At 59.2% G+C, this 15,854-nt stretch carries 12 protein-coding genes; 3 read left to right on the forward strand and 9 right to left on the reverse strand.

Annotation, left to right across the window (positions count from 1 at the left end; genetic code table 11):
- Positions 1 to 45: 45 nt before the first annotated feature.
- The 3 genes from LDO41_RS30365 to LDO41_RS30375 all read right to left on the reverse strand — a co-directional run bounded on the left by LDO41_RS30365 (position 46) and on the right by LDO41_RS30375 (position 2,323).
- Positions 46 to 666 carry a hypothetical protein gene (locus LDO41_RS30365; protein WP_223995033.1) on the reverse strand — a complete coding sequence of 207 codons (621 nt, stop codon included), beginning with the start codon at positions 664 to 666 and terminating at the stop codon, positions 46 to 48.
- A 128-nt stretch (positions 667 to 794) separates the two neighbouring features.
- Complete coding sequence (locus LDO41_RS30370; protein WP_223995035.1) at positions 795 to 1,517, reverse strand: HD-GYP domain-containing protein; 723 nt, start codon at positions 1,515 to 1,517, stop codon at positions 795 to 797.
- Between the two features lie 521 nt (positions 1,518 to 2,038).
- On the reverse strand, positions 2,039 to 2,323 hold the full coding sequence (locus LDO41_RS30375) for a hypothetical protein (protein ID WP_223995037.1): 285 nt from the start codon (positions 2,321 to 2,323) through the stop codon (positions 2,039 to 2,041).
- 376 nt (positions 2,324 to 2,699) lie between these two features.
- Here LDO41_RS30375 and LDO41_RS30380 point away from each other — a divergent pair, with 376 nt between their 5' ends.
- On the forward strand, positions 2,700 to 3,080 hold the full coding sequence (locus LDO41_RS30380) for a nuclear transport factor 2-like protein (protein ID WP_223995039.1): 381 nt from the start codon (positions 2,700 to 2,702) through the stop codon (positions 3,078 to 3,080).
- A gap of 137 nt (positions 3,081 to 3,217) precedes the next feature.
- Here LDO41_RS30380 and LDO41_RS30385 read toward each other — a convergent pair whose 3' ends face one another.
- The 3 genes from LDO41_RS30385 to LDO41_RS30395 all read right to left on the reverse strand — a co-directional run bounded on the left by LDO41_RS30385 (position 3,218) and on the right by LDO41_RS30395 (position 6,573).
- A complete protein-coding gene (locus LDO41_RS30385) occupies positions 3,218 to 5,218 on the reverse strand; it encodes a TonB-dependent receptor (protein ID WP_223995183.1) in 2,001 nt (666 codons plus the stop codon).
- An 825-nt stretch (positions 5,219 to 6,043) separates the two neighbouring features.
- Positions 6,044 to 6,400, reverse strand: coding sequence for a response regulator (locus LDO41_RS30390; RefSeq protein ID WP_223995041.1), 357 nt, complete (start codon positions 6,398 to 6,400; stop codon positions 6,044 to 6,046).
- A gap of 5 nt (positions 6,401 to 6,405) precedes the next feature.
- Complete coding sequence (locus LDO41_RS30395) at positions 6,406 to 6,573, reverse strand: hypothetical protein (protein WP_223995043.1); 168 nt, start codon at positions 6,571 to 6,573, stop codon at positions 6,406 to 6,408.
- Between the two features lie 712 nt (positions 6,574 to 7,285).
- Here LDO41_RS30395 and LDO41_RS30400 point away from each other — a divergent pair.
- Complete coding sequence (locus tag LDO41_RS30400; RefSeq protein ID WP_223995045.1) at positions 7,286 to 8,986, forward strand: sensor domain-containing protein; 1,701 nt, start codon at positions 7,286 to 7,288, stop codon at positions 8,984 to 8,986.
- A 919-nt stretch (positions 8,987 to 9,905) separates the two neighbouring features.
- Positions 9,906 to 11,141, forward strand: coding sequence for an NAD(P)/FAD-dependent oxidoreductase (locus LDO41_RS30405; protein ID WP_223995047.1), 1,236 nt, complete (start codon positions 9,906 to 9,908; stop codon positions 11,139 to 11,141).
- Positions 11,142 to 11,295: 154 nt separating this feature from the next.
- Here the strand turns inward: LDO41_RS30405 and LDO41_RS30410 are convergent, their stop codons facing one another.
- From LDO41_RS30410 to LDO41_RS30420, 3 genes are all read right to left on the reverse strand, one after another.
- Positions 11,296 to 14,133 (reverse strand): ATP-dependent Clp protease ATP-binding subunit, encoded by a 2,838-nt coding sequence (locus tag LDO41_RS30410; protein ID WP_223995049.1) that lies wholly within the window; start codon positions 14,131 to 14,133, stop codon positions 11,296 to 11,298.
- 265 nt (positions 14,134 to 14,398) lie between these two features.
- Positions 14,399 to 14,821: a PRC-barrel domain-containing protein gene (locus LDO41_RS30415; RefSeq protein WP_223995051.1), complete on the reverse strand. Its 423-nt coding sequence runs from the start codon at positions 14,819 to 14,821 to the stop codon at positions 14,399 to 14,401.
- A gap of 224 nt (positions 14,822 to 15,045) precedes the next feature.
- Positions 15,046 to 15,762 carry a helix-turn-helix transcriptional regulator gene (locus tag LDO41_RS30420; RefSeq protein WP_223995053.1) on the reverse strand — a complete coding sequence of 239 codons (717 nt, stop codon included), beginning with the start codon at positions 15,760 to 15,762 and terminating at the stop codon, positions 15,046 to 15,048.
- Positions 15,763 to 15,854: the final 92 nt, after the last annotated feature.

Below are 15,854 nucleotides of genomic sequence, written 5' to 3' on the forward strand. Positions count from 1 at the left end.
TCCCGACATGAGTGTCGATGCGTCAGTGCAGATGCGCTGCCATCGTCATTGACTGCGTACCGGGACGGGCAACGCAACGTCCGGCCGCCCCAACGACTTTGCAAAGGGAGAATCTGCGTTCAGGAAATCCGTCATCACCCTGCGCAGGATGTCGGTGCCATCGCCAAGCAACGCGGTTTTTCCCTCGCGATTGACGTAATGAACGGTGGCAAAGCCCCGCGTCGTGTCATACAGCACGGCCATGATGTGCTCCGGACGCTCCGGATCTGCCATTCGACCAAGCAGGTAAGAACGGTCATCGATACGCAATGGCAGCATTGACGAGGCTGTACCAGGTGACGGCGTATCGCGCGCGATCTGATTCCGTTCCCCCTGTTTTGGCAGCTTGACCTTCACCCACTCTGGAACGACTTCATCGCCATGCCGCAGACTCAGCGACAACGCATGTCGGAAAGCGGGCGTAGCGGCGTACACCTCGTCAAGCTTCGGGCACTGCGACGCCTCCTTGCACTGGCTGGCCATGTATGCGCCGCGTGGAGGCTGTTGCCGGGTGGTGACTTCGACGTCGGCACCACGGGCGCCTGTGATCCCAAGCAGCAGGAGCGCTAACAGCGAGCGCATCAGGCAATCACTCGTCGTGCCAACTCGACATGGCATCGCGGGCATGGGCCCCTCCTCTCGACTGAACTCGCGGCGAGACTTCCATGAGAACAAAACCTATTGAATCAGGTGCGAACACACACCAGAAGTGAATATTTCTTAGATTCGTATGTATGGATTTTGTCTTACACAAATCATTCTGTACCGACGGACTCGTTATTTGCACTCTCAAAATCTGATTCGACAGATAAAAATGCATCGACTAAGTCCGGATCGAATTTTGATCCTCGGCCGTCGCGAATGACTTCCACTACTTCCCGGTGAGGCATTCTTGTCTTGTAGGCTCGGGCGCTGGTGAGCGCGTCGTAGACATCGGCAACACTGAGCACTCTCGCCGTCAGGGGAATGTTTTTGCTGGCAACCTGATTTGGATATCCCGCTCCATCCCATCGCTCATGATGAAACAACGCCACTTCCGCCACGCAGGTCAGGAACTCACTTGTACCTCCCCGCTGCATCAGCGTAGCAGTTGCGATGCGATATCCGGCCGACGGATGGCGCATGACAATAGCAAATTCATCCTTCGTCAGCATCGCCGGTTTCGCAAGAATCTCTCGCGGAATGCTCAATTTTCCAATGTCATGAAGCGCCGCGCCTGCTACCAAGACGGCAGGCGCGACATGTAACTCGCCCATCTGCCTGGCGCTTAGGGCCTTGACTAGCAACCAGACATAGCGTCCTGTGCGTACGGAATGGTCAGCGAGATCAGAAGCTGTGGTCAGAGAATTCGCTTTTCGTGGCGGCATCTGAAACATTCTTCTCGCCGTACGAATGAGCGCGGTGATCTCCATGCCGTAAGGTGCGGCATAGAGATCGCCCCTTTTTACAATGACTGGGAAGGTAATGTCTTCTGTCATTTCAGTCAGACCCCACTTCAGGATAGATTGATCGAAACGATCTACGTGCGCATCGATTATCGAATAACAGCTAATATAATTTGACCATATCATCCTCCGATAAATTTACAAGCACATATCCGATAAGCTTAGGTGTGTTAATGACATTCATCGTATTTTTATCCTGTCGAAGCGAAAATCTCGCTCTCGAGAGGGCCGTACGAGATGCGCGCGGAGTGCCTCCAGGATCATCCTAACGACGTGGATCGAGTTCGATCCCTCCACTCCGGGGTTCGGTGAAGACATGGCGATGTAGCACGTTGCGCTCTTTGTCACCGAAGAATGCGCCTGCAGCGTCCCCATCCCGGACGGAATACTGAGGCCCAATGTCCCCACCCTCTAGCGAGGACGAAGGAAGATTTGAGGAGGATTGAGTGGCGCTTCCACGGGACTGTCGTGGCAAGGACGTCGGAAGGACGTAGAGGCGAGCGCCGCGCTAAGATCGGCGGGCGGTGACGCGGGCAGCGCTTGCGTTGCCAGAATCAGACCGTCTTGCGCTGTGGCGGCAACAGACCGAGCTTGGTGAGTGCCTTCAGGTTGGTTTCGACGTACGTCACCATGCCATCGATCTTCACCGCCAGGTAGTGATCGAAGCATGCGGCATCCTGCGAAACCTCCACGTTCTTTGCGGCCTGGAATGCCTCTAGCAGCTTGTCGCGCTCGACACTAGCGCCCATCCAGCCAAAGATGCGGATGAACGTGTGGATTCTTCGTCGGCGCGGGATAAGCTTCTCGGCCTCTTCTGCCGTGACGAACACTTTGGTCATGATAAGGGAACCTTGATCAGGGCTATATCTAGTTGGTAGTGGTTTAGACGCCGAAAAGCAGCCCTTCGGAAGTGGGATAGAAGCCTACGGGTATCTCCGATGTATCGATGCCGAACTCCCATGGCGTGGAAGACTGCGGCACCGGGCACTCCGGCGCGACGGTCGAGCGGTCTGAGGAAGCCACCCACGATCCAAGCGCGCTCAAACGGTCGGCCTTTTTTCGCCAAGAGAATCCGCGGAGGTGAGACCACCGCAGAGGTCGGGTATCGCATAGTCATAACAGCGCTGGCGCGTCGCCTCGTTCGGCCGCGTGAGCGACTAAATGAGGGGATCAATGCTAATCTCAACCGACGTGCACCGGAGAGTGGAGGCTGTCATGGAAGGTGGGATACGTGAGGCGTTGGAAATGCACTGGCGCGCGTCTGCGGCCGGTGACCTCCAAGCTGAGCATGATATCTATGACGATCAAGCCATCTGCGACTACCCGCAATCTGGCGAACGCATTTTTGGACGCGCGAATCTGCAAGCATTGCGCGGGCACCATTCCGACAAACCATCAGGATTCGACGTTAAGCGAATTCGCGGCATGGGCGATCTATGGATTACCGAGTACATCATCCGCTATCAGGAACAGCCGTCATGCGTGGTGAGCATCATGGAGTTTCGCGATGGGAAAGTCATCCATGAGACCCAGTATTTCTCGGAGCCCTTTGCCGCTCCGGCATGGCGCAGTCAATGGGTGGCGGTAGTTCCCTAAAGAATCTAGCGCGGTCAGTGCACCTGCTTGGGATAAACGGACGTCGCGGTGGCCCCCCACACGCGCAGCGCTGATTAAGCGTTGACGACATCTCTGCTGTCGACTGCGCAAGACCACGCACCTATGTTCACTCCGCCTCAGAAATTCCAGAGCACTCCCTCGCGGAACGTTCTCGGCTCCGCCGGATGGACGTGGTGGTCATTGATCCCTGTGGCGACACCATCGGCATTGAGTGGCGATGCCTCGCCTTTCAGCAGCGAGGCATAGTAGTAGTCCATGTCATTGACGCGCTTGCCGAAGACATTCAGCACCTCGGCAAATATGCGTATATCCTTGAGCACGCGATAGCCCAACTTCATGTTGACGAGAAACGACGACGTCGAGCGCGCGCTATTGTCCTCGATCAACGGGCGAGGACCAAAGTACCGCCCACGCGCGCCCACCGACCAGCGCCCCCAGTTGTACGAAATGCCCATGGATGCAGTGGTCTGGATCGATTCCGGGATGTAGTCGCCGAGGTCTTCATGATCGCGAAAGCGCGCGCGCGAAAATGCCGCATCGGCATCGACGATTAAGCCAGCCAACGGACCTTCGGCCGGTGCATAGTACGCGGCCAGCTCCACCCCGCGGCGACGACTCGGAGGGCTTGGCTCCGTCGTACCGGCATCGCCCGAATAGACCAGTTCCGAACCGATATCGAGCTGCCACAGCGATGCTGACAGCTGCAGGCCCGGCGCAAAACGCTGCGTACGCAGACCGACCTCGTAGCCAGTGGCGGGAACTAACACGCTCACCTTCTGCGCAGCCTCGCCCGTCGCGGGATCGATTGTGGTGGTGGCCCCGCGCACGTCATTACTGTGGAACCCCCGCCCATAATTCAGGAACACTTCAGTCCGATCCGCCGGGGACATGATCACGCTGAACTTGGGGCCAAGGATATGATCGCTGCCATTGCCCGAGTTAACCGGATTGTCGCTTGACACGCCATACCAGAACTGGTCGGCACGCAGGCCGGCCACGGTGCGCAGCCAAGGCAGCCATTCGGTGGCATTGCGGACGTACAGCGCGGCGCTGGTTTCGTTAACCTTGTCGGTGCGCACCATCTCGTAGATCTGACGCGCTTCCGAATTGGCGAGCGTGATTGGATCCAGGCGATCGTAGCGCACCTGCATACCCAGTTCTGTTTCCGTATCGCGCTGCCCAAGCTTGCCGAACCACAGACGCGACGCGTTGACGCCCGCCGTCACGCGATTCTCGAACTGCTGGAATTGATCGCCGCGCTCCGGGTTATTCAGCGCGTATGTGAAGTTAGAGAACAGTTGCAGCCGGCTCTTGATGACGTAGGCATTGGCCTTGAATAGGCCCGAGTCCAGCGGCCGCAGCCAGTCGGCGGATAAGCTGTAACGCGACGCGTAGCCACCATCGCTCGGATCGATGTACCCATAGCGGGAAATCAGCCCTTCGTTGATCGCGCGCTGGGGCACCTGATCGGTGGCATCCCAGCTATTGCGATAGCCCATTGCGGTCACGCCGATGTGCTCGCCGCCGCCGAGTGGCATCGTGTAGCGCAACACGCCGTTGAGCTTGTGCACGCCTTCCGGTAACGCCCATGGGCCATTGTTCCCCATCCACTCGAAGCCATAGAGCATGGTGCCCGGCCCGACCTCGTGCGAATCGGCCAGTACGCCGCGGCGGTAGTCTTGCTGCCCCAGTTCGATCTGCGCGATACCGGACGGCAACTGGGACATGTAGTCCATGCTGACGGCACCTGCTGCCGAGAAGTCGCCCTCCTCGGCGTAGTACGTCCCTTTCTTGTAGGCGATGCCGTTGACCAGGTCCGGGATGACGAAGTTGAGGTCGGTATAGCCCTGCCCATGCGCGTTAGTCCGCATGTTCACCGGCATCCCCGCCACCGAGGTGGAAAGGTCTGTGCCGTGATCAAGGTTGAAGCCGCGCAGGAAGTACTGGTTCGCCTTGCCGTCGCCGCTATGCTGCGTGACGATCAGCCCAGGCACCGTTTCGAGCAGTTCGCCCGGCCGCAGCAATGGACGGTTCTGCAATTGTTCGCGGGTGATGAAGCCTTGATTGGCGCTCACACCCGTATCGGTCGTGGTGATTACGCCCGCATCGGCATGCACCGTTACGGGGGGTAAATCCTGAATACCACCCGCCCTACCCAATGATGGTGCAATCAGTGCGGATGCTGCGAGGAGGGGGGATGCAATGGAAGAACGGCGCCGGCCCGGCACCGGACGGAGATTGTACGACTGGTTCATTTATTGTTTTATGAAAACGTATGAAGAATTAAGCAAACCTCATACCAATCGACCAGCGTTATCTTGAGCGTCTGCGCGCCCGACGGGGTACGTGCCGCCCGTTGCGTTCAGTCGTGGGAATGATGCTGGTGGGCGTGCGGATGCGCATGCGATTCATGGCGCATCGGGTCTGCTCCGGTCATTACAAGTGCTGACCAAAGTCGATAGGGGGTCTGATCACGGAAGCTGGACGTCGGCGGATATCCCATTCGATGTCGATCGCGGGTATGAGGTGGCCAGCCTCGGGCCTCTTGGCGCGAAATCTCCGGGCCATCGCAGCGATCCGCGCCTCAGAGTCTCGCTGATCGCGTTAGCAAGTTTGCGTACTTCGCTGGCCGGTCCCCTGAGGATGACGGTCTCGATGCTCGTCCCGGAAAGGTGCCTCAAGCCCAGCGCGTTCTAGGAGTTTCACGCCATCAAGTTATTTTGAGAGCGGACTGCTGGCAAGTGTGCCCTATGCGCGCCGGACGTATCGCATTGAAACATAGGGGTGGGCAGATGTAATAACTTGCAACGCTCAGATCGAACACATAGCGATGCGTTACGTAGACTGGAGTTTTGACGCGAACCTACGATTATGTGCTTTGATAGCGCGCTCCACGGACACCCATCGATTCAGGGCGGAACACCAGCGGGTGCCCAGGCAGCTCATACTGGGTCACAGAGCACCGCCAGCACCTGGGGCAGCTCATCCGGCTTTATAAAAAAATGTGTAAAACCGGCGGCGCTTGCTTCAACCCTCATCTGTATGGAGTCGCAACCGGTGTAGGCGACAACGTTCCACCGCGCCTTTGGAAACCGAGTTCGAAGCTCTGCCGCAGTTTCCATCCCGCCCATGTTGGGCATGGATAGATCAAGCAATATGACATCCGGCATGTACCATCTCGCAGCAGCGAGTGCCGCTACACCGTCATGGCATGCGTAGACGAGGTGACCACACGCGTGGGCAAGCTCAGTGAGCGCTTCTCGTTCTGCCGGGTCATCTTCTGCGATGAGGATTCTCATTGCTCTTACTCCTCGTTGCCGCGTTTATCCAAACTGGTCCCTCCATCGGCATCACCACCGGTGTCGCCGAGCGATACGTTGCGGCAAAGCTTCAGCTGGAAGATCCAGTCGCCCTGGCAGTGAAGAACGCCAACGCAGCGAGCGCCAAACAGTCGCCATTCGATGTCCGTCAAAAAACACACCGATTGCAGAACCGCATCCAGGTCTTGGGCCTTGCCATTTCTATTTCCTGTTTGCGGGGTGAGCGGGCACCCAGTACTCCCGCCGAACTACGTCGCAAGTCTCGTTCCATGGCCAAGCGCCCGAGCGTCGCTCAGTATTTGCTCATGGTTCCAAAGAAACCTCAGACCAACGCATGGTCATCTCTCCGCTATCGAGCTCAGAAACGGGAGTCGTTCGTTACATTTCAAAAATGGCCAAGGCGTGTGATTTGAGATATCCCCGTCTACTTCCGGCTAGTTGCAGCCATCGATAGCCGCGCGATGGAGGTCCGCTTTGCCGAAATCTGAATTCGGAACTCCCATACTTGGCGTATCCAGAAGGTCCAACATCGGTCACGGCGGCGAGATTTGTCGAGAGCTCGTATCACGGGCAATGCCGATGGCGCGAAGAAGCCCCTATGCCTTACGCCACCGGTCCTCCCAGCCGGCGTGCGGCCGCTAGGGATTCTCGTCGAGGGAAAGGAACTCACGCCACACCGATGTATGGCTTGACTACAATAGATAACAGAATGCAGCGAGGGACGATGTCATTCCAGTCCCAATGCGGCAGAGGGCAAGTGCGGACGAATCTTCGATCAGCGCTATAGCGCGGCTAAAATGCAACGGCCCAAGGTTTGCGCACGAACAAGGACTTTTGGGTCCAACGCGCTCAGCAGGCCAATGAATGGAACGACACACTCCTAATCCTCCTCGCCTGACAGATGCCGGCGCCCAAAAGCCTGAACCGGCTCACCTTGACGAAATGCTGGATAGCCTGAGCGACGGATTCATGTCGATAGACAAGTCGTGGCGCTTCACCTACCTCAACAATACGGCTGAACGATACCTCCGGCAGGAGCGGGAAAACCTGCTTGGACGCGACATATGGCAGTGTTACCCGGACCTGGTGGACTCCGGCTACTATCGCACCTACCAGCAAACGGCGGCAACAGGGCTTCCCGGACGTCACACTGACTTTTACGCACCGCTCAGCACTTGGTTTGAAGCTCGCTCATTTCACCACGACGATGGGATTACGGTCCTCTTCCGCGACGTCACGCGCGAACATGAGCACGCCGCGCAGTTGGAATTCGAGGCGAGCCACGACTTTCTGACTGGCTTGGCTAACCGACGCAAGTGCATGCAAACACTATCGTGCGCCGTCGCTGAGGCTGCTTCGTCTGGCTTTACTAACGGTGTTTCCCTGGCGGTGCTATATATCGACTTGGACCATCTCAAGGAAGTCAACGACGCGTTCGGTCATGCTGTCGGCGATGAGTTGCTACGCGCCTTTGCGACGAGGCTACTCGCAATTCTCGAACCTGCTTTCTTTGCCGCGCGCGTAGGAGGCGACGAGTTTGTTCTGTTGTTACGCAATACCACTGAAAGCGCGGCAGAAGCATTTGCGCACTCGGTGCTCAATGTGCTCGCACTGCCATTCCCGGTTTACGGCAGGTCCGTATCCCTGTCGGCCAGCGTTGGTATCGCACTGCTGAGAGAAGAATCGGAGTCAGCCGAGGCGTTGCTAAGTCATGCCGATACTGCCATGTACGCAGCGAAATCATCTGGCGGGTTGCAAGTCCGCACGTACGATACGGCACTCGACCGCGGCATGCGCGACCGCGTTGCCTTGCGCAACGATCTTCGTGAGGCATTCGCGGCCAATCAGTTCGAGCTCCATTTCCAGCCTCAGATAGCACTCGCGGACGCCTCCCTAATCGGCGCCGAGGCGCTTCTTCGGTGGCGTCATCCCGATCGGGGCTTGTTGACACCTTACGCATTCTTGGATCTGTTGCTTGACTCCCCATACGAAGGGGCGCTCGTCGAATGGCTGGTCAATCAAGTTTGCCTGCATATCGTGGCATGGCGGCAGAGGGGCGTCCTTGTACCGCGCATTAGCCTCAATCTGTCGGCTCGGCAACTTCTCGGACTGGGGCTTACAAACAGGATTCTCGAGATCGCGAGGGCGCACGACATCTCCCCCACTATGCTCGATGTTGAAGTCACAGAGGATTCTCTAGTAAGCGATATCGAAAAGGCATCGTCAGTTCTTGCGGCGCTGAAGCAAGCAGGTATATCTACCTCGCTGGACGACTTCGGCGCTGGATACTCCAGTCTCAGCTATCTAGTCCGGCTGCCGATCGACACTCTCAAGATCGACAAGTCGTTTGTCCGAGCGCTGGTGGATTCAGAGAAGGCCACGGCAGTCCTTCGAGGCATCGTCGGTCTTGCCCGTTCGTTGGGCATGAAAACTATCGCAGAAGGCGTCGAGAGCGAGCGCCAGGTCGAAGAATTAAAAGACGCCGGCTGTGACTCCATTCAGGGTTATCTAATAAGCCGTCCGCTTACCTCGGAGGCCTTTGCAGAGTTCATGCTACGCATGTAACGGGCGAAAAAGGCAATGCCACTCGCGCTGTCTGAGCCATCGACCAAGTTAGATGACCGACCGCCTAGGCAGGCTATGGGAAGCGGCAGCTATATTCGCTGTCTCGGCAGACCGCCAGGGGTCGATAGCGGCCCACTATGAAAGCGTGGCCCCGCTGTTGCTCACTCGCAGCCCCTTGCTCTCCTCACGACAATGACCAGCTCGATATGCAGCTAAACCCATCGGAGGACTCGCCCTTCGAATGGCAGCATTACCAGAGTACGCGAAAGGCGGACTGCTGCCCTATGGGCAGGCGTTGGGGCGCGCGTAAAAAGGCGCTGCGACCCTCAGAACCATAACATCCGCATTCCGCGCCACGGCCGCAAAGCCCGTCCTTCGGCTCGAGATCCCTGCGTCCGAGCACCCTCGGCGCGACCGAGCTTCGCCTGCCTAGCTCACCGCAGTGGGTTAGCGGCCAGACGCTGCCGACCTATCAAGTGTGACCCTCTCCTGCACCGACCTCCGTTTCCCCGCCCGACGTACGTCGGGTTCTTGCACGCTTGCGCTCTGATCCACAGAAAAAACAACACTCAACGCCCTTATTAGGTCGAAATTCATTGACCGGTTACGAGAAAGTTTCAAACCGCAAGCTGAATGCAACGGTGTGTAATTTTGATCAAGAATTCCTTTTCTAGTAGGAGCTCCGCCGCGCCCTCCCCCCCGGGCAACTTGATGCCATCGTCTGCGTGACGAGCCTCGGCCGCTTTGGCGTCGTCCCCACTGACGACGTCACCCTTCAGGTCGTCAGACGCGGCATCGAAACCGCAGAAATCAGACAAAGCGAGGCAGGATCAAAAAAGACGCGCGAGCCAGCGCGCGCGTATGGTAGTCCGTGTCGCGCTGCCAGACGGGAACGGAAGACGCACCGGGAGCTACATTCATGGTCAAGATCTACGGGCGAAGGCGCACAGCCAACGGCTACGCGATTCGCGACTTTCTCCATCGCAGCGACATCCCTTTCGAATGGATTGAACTCACATCTGATGAGGACGCCGCATCGCTTGCGCGTGTACAGCATCTATCCGATTCGCGTTTGCCAGTGTGCGTGTTCAATGACGGCACACGGCTCGAGTGCCCGACCGTCCGACAGATCACCGAAAAGCTCGGGTGGTTCGCCAATCCCTCACGCTCGGAGTACGATCTCGCCATTTACGGCGCCGGTCCGGCGGGACTGAGCGCGGCGGTGTACGGTGCTTCGGAAGGACTGCGCACGGTGCTGGTGGAGCGCTGGGCCCTCGGCGGCCAGGCCGGCAGCAGTTCCAAAATCGAAAATTACCTCGGCTTTCCGGATGGTATCGGTGGTTGGGAACTCGCAGAGCGCGCTCGCTCTCAGGCGATGAAGTTCGGTTCCGAAATACTCCTCGCGCGTGCCGGCACGCGGGCGGAATTTCCGCCGGGTAAGGGCGTCGTTTATCTGGAAGACGGCACCCGCATCACAGCGCGAGCGTCGATCTGCGCGACCGGGGTAGCGTATCGCAAGCTCGGCCTGGCCGACGAGGAGCGGTTGTTCGGCTCCGGCCTTTATTATGGCGCGGGTGCGAGTGAAGCAGCACTCATGCATGGCGAGGACGTCTATGTCGTTGGCGGCGGAAACTCTGCGGGGCAAGCGGCGATGTACTTCGCACAGTCGGCAAATCGCGTCTGCATGGTAGTGCGCGATGCGTCGCTGAAGAGCACGCTCTCGCAATATCTGGTGGACCGCGTGAACTCGGCACCGAATATTGAAGTTAAGACGTGCACGCACGTCACGGCGCTCGCCGGGGACGAGACACTGCGTGAAATTACGTTGACCGATAGACGTACCGGCCAGCACCGCAACGTGAAAACGCACTGGCTCTTCGTCTGCATCGGTGGCGTCCCGCAAACAGAATGGGCGGCGCAGGTGGGCATCGTGCGGGACGAGGCAGGCTATCTTGTCACCGGTCCAGACCTGCGTGAGTTCGAGCGTAGCCTGCGATGGCCGCTCGATCGCGCGCCGCTGCATCTCGAGACCAGCATGCCGGGCGTGTTCGCTGCGGGCGACGTGCGCCATGCGTCGATCAAGCGCGTTGCATCGGCGGTAGGCGAAGGCGCGATGTGCGTGGCGCTCGTGCATCGCTATCTTAATGGCGGCTGAGCGGCTCCTCGCGACGACGTGCTCCGGCAATTGGCCACCAGAGCTCCACCCCTCCGACTCAAGCCTGCACGATTCAGACCGCCAAGCCCTGTCGCCAGGTGTCTTGACACTTGGAAGGCGACGCCGCGCCACCGGCATCGCCCGGGACCTTCCATCATACGTGCGCCAGTTTCTGCTCCTTCGCTTGGCGCGCCGTTTTCGCATCGACGGATGGCTTCTGCACGCGCACTGCATTCGCTCCCGCGTCATAGGTGATCGTCACTTTGTCGCCATCGCGCACGTCGCCCCGCAGCAAGGCATCAGCGAGTTGCGATTCCACTTCCGCGCGGATCTTGCGCTTGAGAATGCGTGCGCCGAACTCGGGGTCATAGCCAATCTCCGCGAGGTGATGGCGCAGCGTGTCGTCGAACGACAACTCAATGTTCTGTCCGGCCGCCGTTCGCTGCACGCGCGCGAGTTGCAGATCAACGATGCTGCGGATCTGCGCCTTGCCTAGCGCATGGAACACCACGACCTCATCGACCCGGTTCAAGAACTCAGGTCTAAAGTGGTGGCGTAGTACCTCCATCAGACGGTCACGCAACGCGGGGTAGTCGAGCTGCTTCTTGTCGGAGCGCATGTTCTCCTGGATCATTTGCGACCCGATATTGCTTGTCGCGATGATGATGGTGTTCGTGAAATCCACGAGACGTCCCTTGCCGTCGGTGAGACGGCCTTCGTCGAAGAGCTGCAGCAGCATGTTATGCACTTCCGAATGCGCCTTCTCGATTTCATCGAGTAGCACCACGCAATAGGGGCGCCGCCGCACCCGCTCCGTCAGCTGACCACCTTCCTCATAGCCGACATAGCCGGGGGGCGAGCCCACCAAGCGCGCTACTGTATGCCGCTCGGAGTACTCACTCATGTCGATGCGCACCAGTGCGTTCTCGTCGCCGAACACTGAGGCGGCGAGTGCTTTGGCGAGCTCGGTCTTGCCTACGCCAGTCGGTCCGAGAAAAAGGAAGCTCGCGGTCGGCTTGCCGGCTTCGGTGAGACCGGCACGGGAGAGACGGACGGCCTTCGCAACAGCGCTGACAGCGTCATCTTGACCGACCACACGTTCCCTCAGGCGATCTTCCAGACGCAGCAGCTTCTCTCGGTCCTCTGCTGTGAGCTCTGACACCGGCACGCCGGTAAGCGACGCCACGACCTGCGCGATGTCCTCGGCCGTCACCTCTTGCGAACTGGTGCCACGTTCCTTCTTCCACGCTTCGGTCGCATCGTCAAGGCGCTTCTGTTCAGAGACGAGCTTGCCTTCCAGTTCCTTTGCCTTGTCAAACTGTTTGGCCGAGCTCGCCGCATCCTGTTCCTGGCGCGTGCGGCGGATGGTCGCCTCGATGTCGTGTAGTTGTATCGGCCGGGAGTTTGACGAGATGCGCACGCGGGCGGCCGCTTGGTCCAGCAGGTCGATCGCCTTGTCGGGCAGGAAACGCGCGGTGATATAGCGGTCCGAGAGCTTGGCCGCGGCCGCGATGGCCTCTTCGGTAAGCTTCACCTTATGATGCGCTTCAAGGCGGTCGCGCAGTCCGCGCAGAATCTCAATGGTTTCCGGGACGCTCGGCTCAGGCACATTCACCGGTTGGAAGCGACGTTCGAGCGCCGAGTCCTTTTCGATGTACTTTTGGTATTCGTTGAGCGTCGTGGCGCCCACGAGATGCAGCTCGCCGCGCGCGAGCGCAGGCTTGAACACGTTACCGATATCGAGGCCGCCTTCGCCGCCGCCCTGGCCCGCACCGACGATAGTGTGCAATTCGTCGATGAATACAATCAGCCGGTCTTGGTTCCCGACGATCTCATCGAGCACCTGCTTCACGCGCTCTTCGAACTCACCGCGATACTTCGCGCCCGCGACCACGCTGTTTATGTTCAACTCGACAATGCGTTTGCCGCGCAGCACTTCCGGCACTTGATCTTGGGCGATGCGCTGCGCGAGTCCTTCGACAATCGCCGTCTTGCCAACGCCCGGTTCGCCGATCAGCACCGGGTTGTTCTTGCGCCGGCGGGCAAGAACCTCAATGGTCGTTTCGATTTCCTTGTCGCGACCGATCACCGGATCGAGCTTGCCACGCCTCGCAAGTTCGCTGAGGTCGCGCGCGTACTTGTCAAGCGTTGGCGTGGTAGAACGGCCCTCGACCGTGCCTTCCTCGGCGCCCTTGCCGACCACCTTGACTGTCTTCTGCCGGAGCGCATGCGACGACAGTCCGTACTTGCGCAGCAGCTCGCCCGCAAAGCCGTCCTCCTCTTCGACGAGTCCGATGAGGATATGCTCCGGTCCGACATAGCTGTGGCCAAGTTCTCTTGAGGCGGTAAGCGCGTTCTCAAGGGCGCTCTTCGCGCGCGGCGATACGCCGATGCGCTCCTCGTCCGTCTTCTCGCCGCGAGTGCCGCGCGGAGCGTTCTTCCCAACGTCCGTCTTGATCTCATCGGGCTCGAGCTTGAATTCGCGTAGGATCTCCTGCACCACGTTGTTGTCGGCAAGTGCGAGCAGCAGGTGTTCTGTATCGACTTCGGACTTACCGAACTCAACCGCCGCTTGTGCGGCCGCCTGCAATCGGTCCAGGCCGCTCTCGCTTAGGAACGTCTGCAGGTCAACGGCTTCGCGCGCACGGCGATGTCGACGCGGTCGGTCGCCGGCCCTCACCGCGCGCTCACCTACGCCCTCGCCCCCATCGCCGCCATCGCCGCCCTCTCCTGCATGCTCGCGCCTCTCGTCGGCCTGGCCGAGAGATTGCCGGCCCCCGAGCCTGCCTTCGAGCGGCGACCAAATGTCGTCGAAGAGACTTTCGAAGAGGCCGCCGTGAAAGAGTGATTCAAGCGGCGAAAGGCTACGCTGATTGCGCGCCATGAACGCCATGGAGTGCTCGTCGCACAGCATCAACTGACGACGCTGGCCGTTCTCGGTGATTGTGATCTGCGCGGTCGCCGGCTTTCCGCAGACGCTGCAAGTGGCCATGGTGTCCTCCGTTGGATAGGCAGTGAAGGTTTGAAGACGAGGGGTCGTACGAAAGTGATGAGGGGATCTACACGCGGGAGCACAGCAGCTAATCCGCGAAGGCCGAATGTAGGGTCGCTGGCGCGACCCCCACTCTCGCGCCTCTTTTCCTCGGGGGCTCTTGCGCAGGAAACGGAAGGGGAAATTTTGCGCCGCTGCACTCCCTTTTCCGACAAGCCGCTAGAGCCGCCCGAATCGTCAGATGCTGCGGCGGCGCGGCCCGAAGTCAGCCCTTGGCATATTCGAACTCCGGCAGCTTCTTCAGCGCCTCCTTGTTTGCGCCGGGCAGGATTGCCTTCGGCGCAATCTGCTTGAAATGCTGAACCGGGATGGCGACGCGATGCGTCGCCATCCCGAGAAAGCCGCCCACGTCGATAACCGCCGCGGAGACGGAGCCATTGGGTGCCACAATCAGGTCGTCGATGCGGCCAACTTTTTCGTTATTTTCGTTGTAGACATCGGTGTGGATCATCTTCGATGCGCGCCAGCCCGTTGCAACCAATTGGGCTTCAGTGACAGTTACGCCAAGTGTCGCCTTGCCCGCGATAGGCGTTTCCTGAGCGGTCGCTCCGCTGGCCACCAAGCCACAAGCGGATAGCGCAAGCACGAGCATCGAGAGCCTTGCAGCTAATGGGAGGCTAGTCTTCATGGTGTTCTCCATAACGCGCAGCGGGGTACGTCGACGTAGGGCGCGAGATACGCTCACGAGTGCGGCGACGGTAATCGGGCCCGCGCCCACAGCCTGCACAATTGTTATGCCGCGGATATGGCCAAGCATACGTACGGGAGGCGTGCGACTCTTTCGCGTTCCTGCCCAGAGGTGTCGGATTCCTGCGCGTGTTGGTCGCTCATGGATCGCGAGCCGCGAGCGGTTCACCCGATCGTTGGGCGGTGATGCGCGAGGCGGAAAGCGCGAGGCGTGCAGCCTGCATATCGATGAAACACTTCGGTGAAATGCTGCTGCGTCTGAAAGCCCGCGCGTGCCGCGACATCGACTAGCGGCAGACTTCCTTCGAACAGCATCAGCTGCGCAAATTTCAACCTCTTGGTCGTCAGATAGAAATGTGGCGCAAGCCCCGTCGCATTCTTGAAGGCATGCGCAAAATGGGACGGACTCATGTGCAGAAGCCCCGCAAGGTGCACGATCTGGATGTTCTCCGCGATGTGTTCGTGTATGAAGTGTTCCACGACGCCCAGTTTTGTCTCGGAGAGACTCGTCCCCACCTCACGCTTATCGGCGTTGCGTCCGTAGCGGCACGCAAGATGAAGCGAGATAACGTCAGCGAACGCAGCCAGACACATGGGGTTGGGGCTTATGCCCGAGTGCAACGTCATCAGCATGTCAGCCGCTTCGCGTAGGAACGGGTCCCACGCTGTGACCCAGCACGGGATTTCACAAGACTTGGTACCGAGCGTCTTTCGAGCGGTTTCTCTCAGCTTTGCCGAATTGAGCGCAACGACAAGACCTCGCGGATCGGCGTCATTGCCGAACTCGATGCGCGCCCATGCCGGCACGAGCGCGATAAACGGCGCACTGACTCGAATACTATGAAATGAGCACGCGCTGCCCCCGTCGGCGCTCGCATGCACGGTGGTTCGATCCGCAGGGATGACACACAAGATCCATTGCGTTGACTCTACGGCACAGTCCGTGCGGGATGCGTCAATCGAGTGGCAGTGAA

Origin of the sequence: Cupriavidus pampae, assembly GCF_914271485.1 — a bacterium.
GTDB classification, from domain to species: domain Bacteria; phylum Pseudomonadota; class Gammaproteobacteria; order Burkholderiales; family Burkholderiaceae; genus Cupriavidus; species Cupriavidus pampae.

Bases quoted from the DNA above. Each gene is read 5' to 3' on its own strand.
- LDO41_RS30410 (WP_223995049.1), bottom strand. From the start codon at position 14,133: ATGGCCACTTGCAGCGTCTGCGGAAAGCCGGCGACCGCGCAGATCACA.
- LDO41_RS30390 (WP_223995041.1), bottom strand. From the start codon at position 6,400: ATGAGAATCCTCATCGCAGAAGATGACCCGGCAGAACGAGAAGCGCTC.
- LDO41_RS30365 (WP_223995033.1), bottom strand. From the start codon at position 666: ATGCCCGCGATGCCATGTCGAGTTGGCACGACGAGTGATTGCCTGATG.
- LDO41_RS30415 (WP_223995051.1), bottom strand. From the start codon at position 14,821: ATGAAGACTAGCCTCCCATTAGCTGCAAGGCTCTCGATGCTCGTGCTT.
- LDO41_RS30370 (WP_223995035.1), bottom strand. From the start codon at position 1,517: ATGACAGAAGACATTACCTTCCCAGTCATTGTAAAAAGGGGCGATCTC.
- LDO41_RS30380 (WP_223995039.1), top strand. From the start codon at position 2,700: ATGGAAGGTGGGATACGTGAGGCGTTGGAAATGCACTGGCGCGCGTCT.
- LDO41_RS30400 (WP_223995045.1), top strand. From the start codon at position 7,286: ATGGAACGACACACTCCTAATCCTCCTCGCCTGACAGATGCCGGCGCC.
- LDO41_RS30375 (WP_223995037.1), bottom strand. From the start codon at position 2,323: ATGACCAAAGTGTTCGTCACGGCAGAAGAGGCCGAGAAGCTTATCCCG.
- LDO41_RS30405 (WP_223995047.1), top strand. From the start codon at position 9,906: ATGGTCAAGATCTACGGGCGAAGGCGCACAGCCAACGGCTACGCGATT.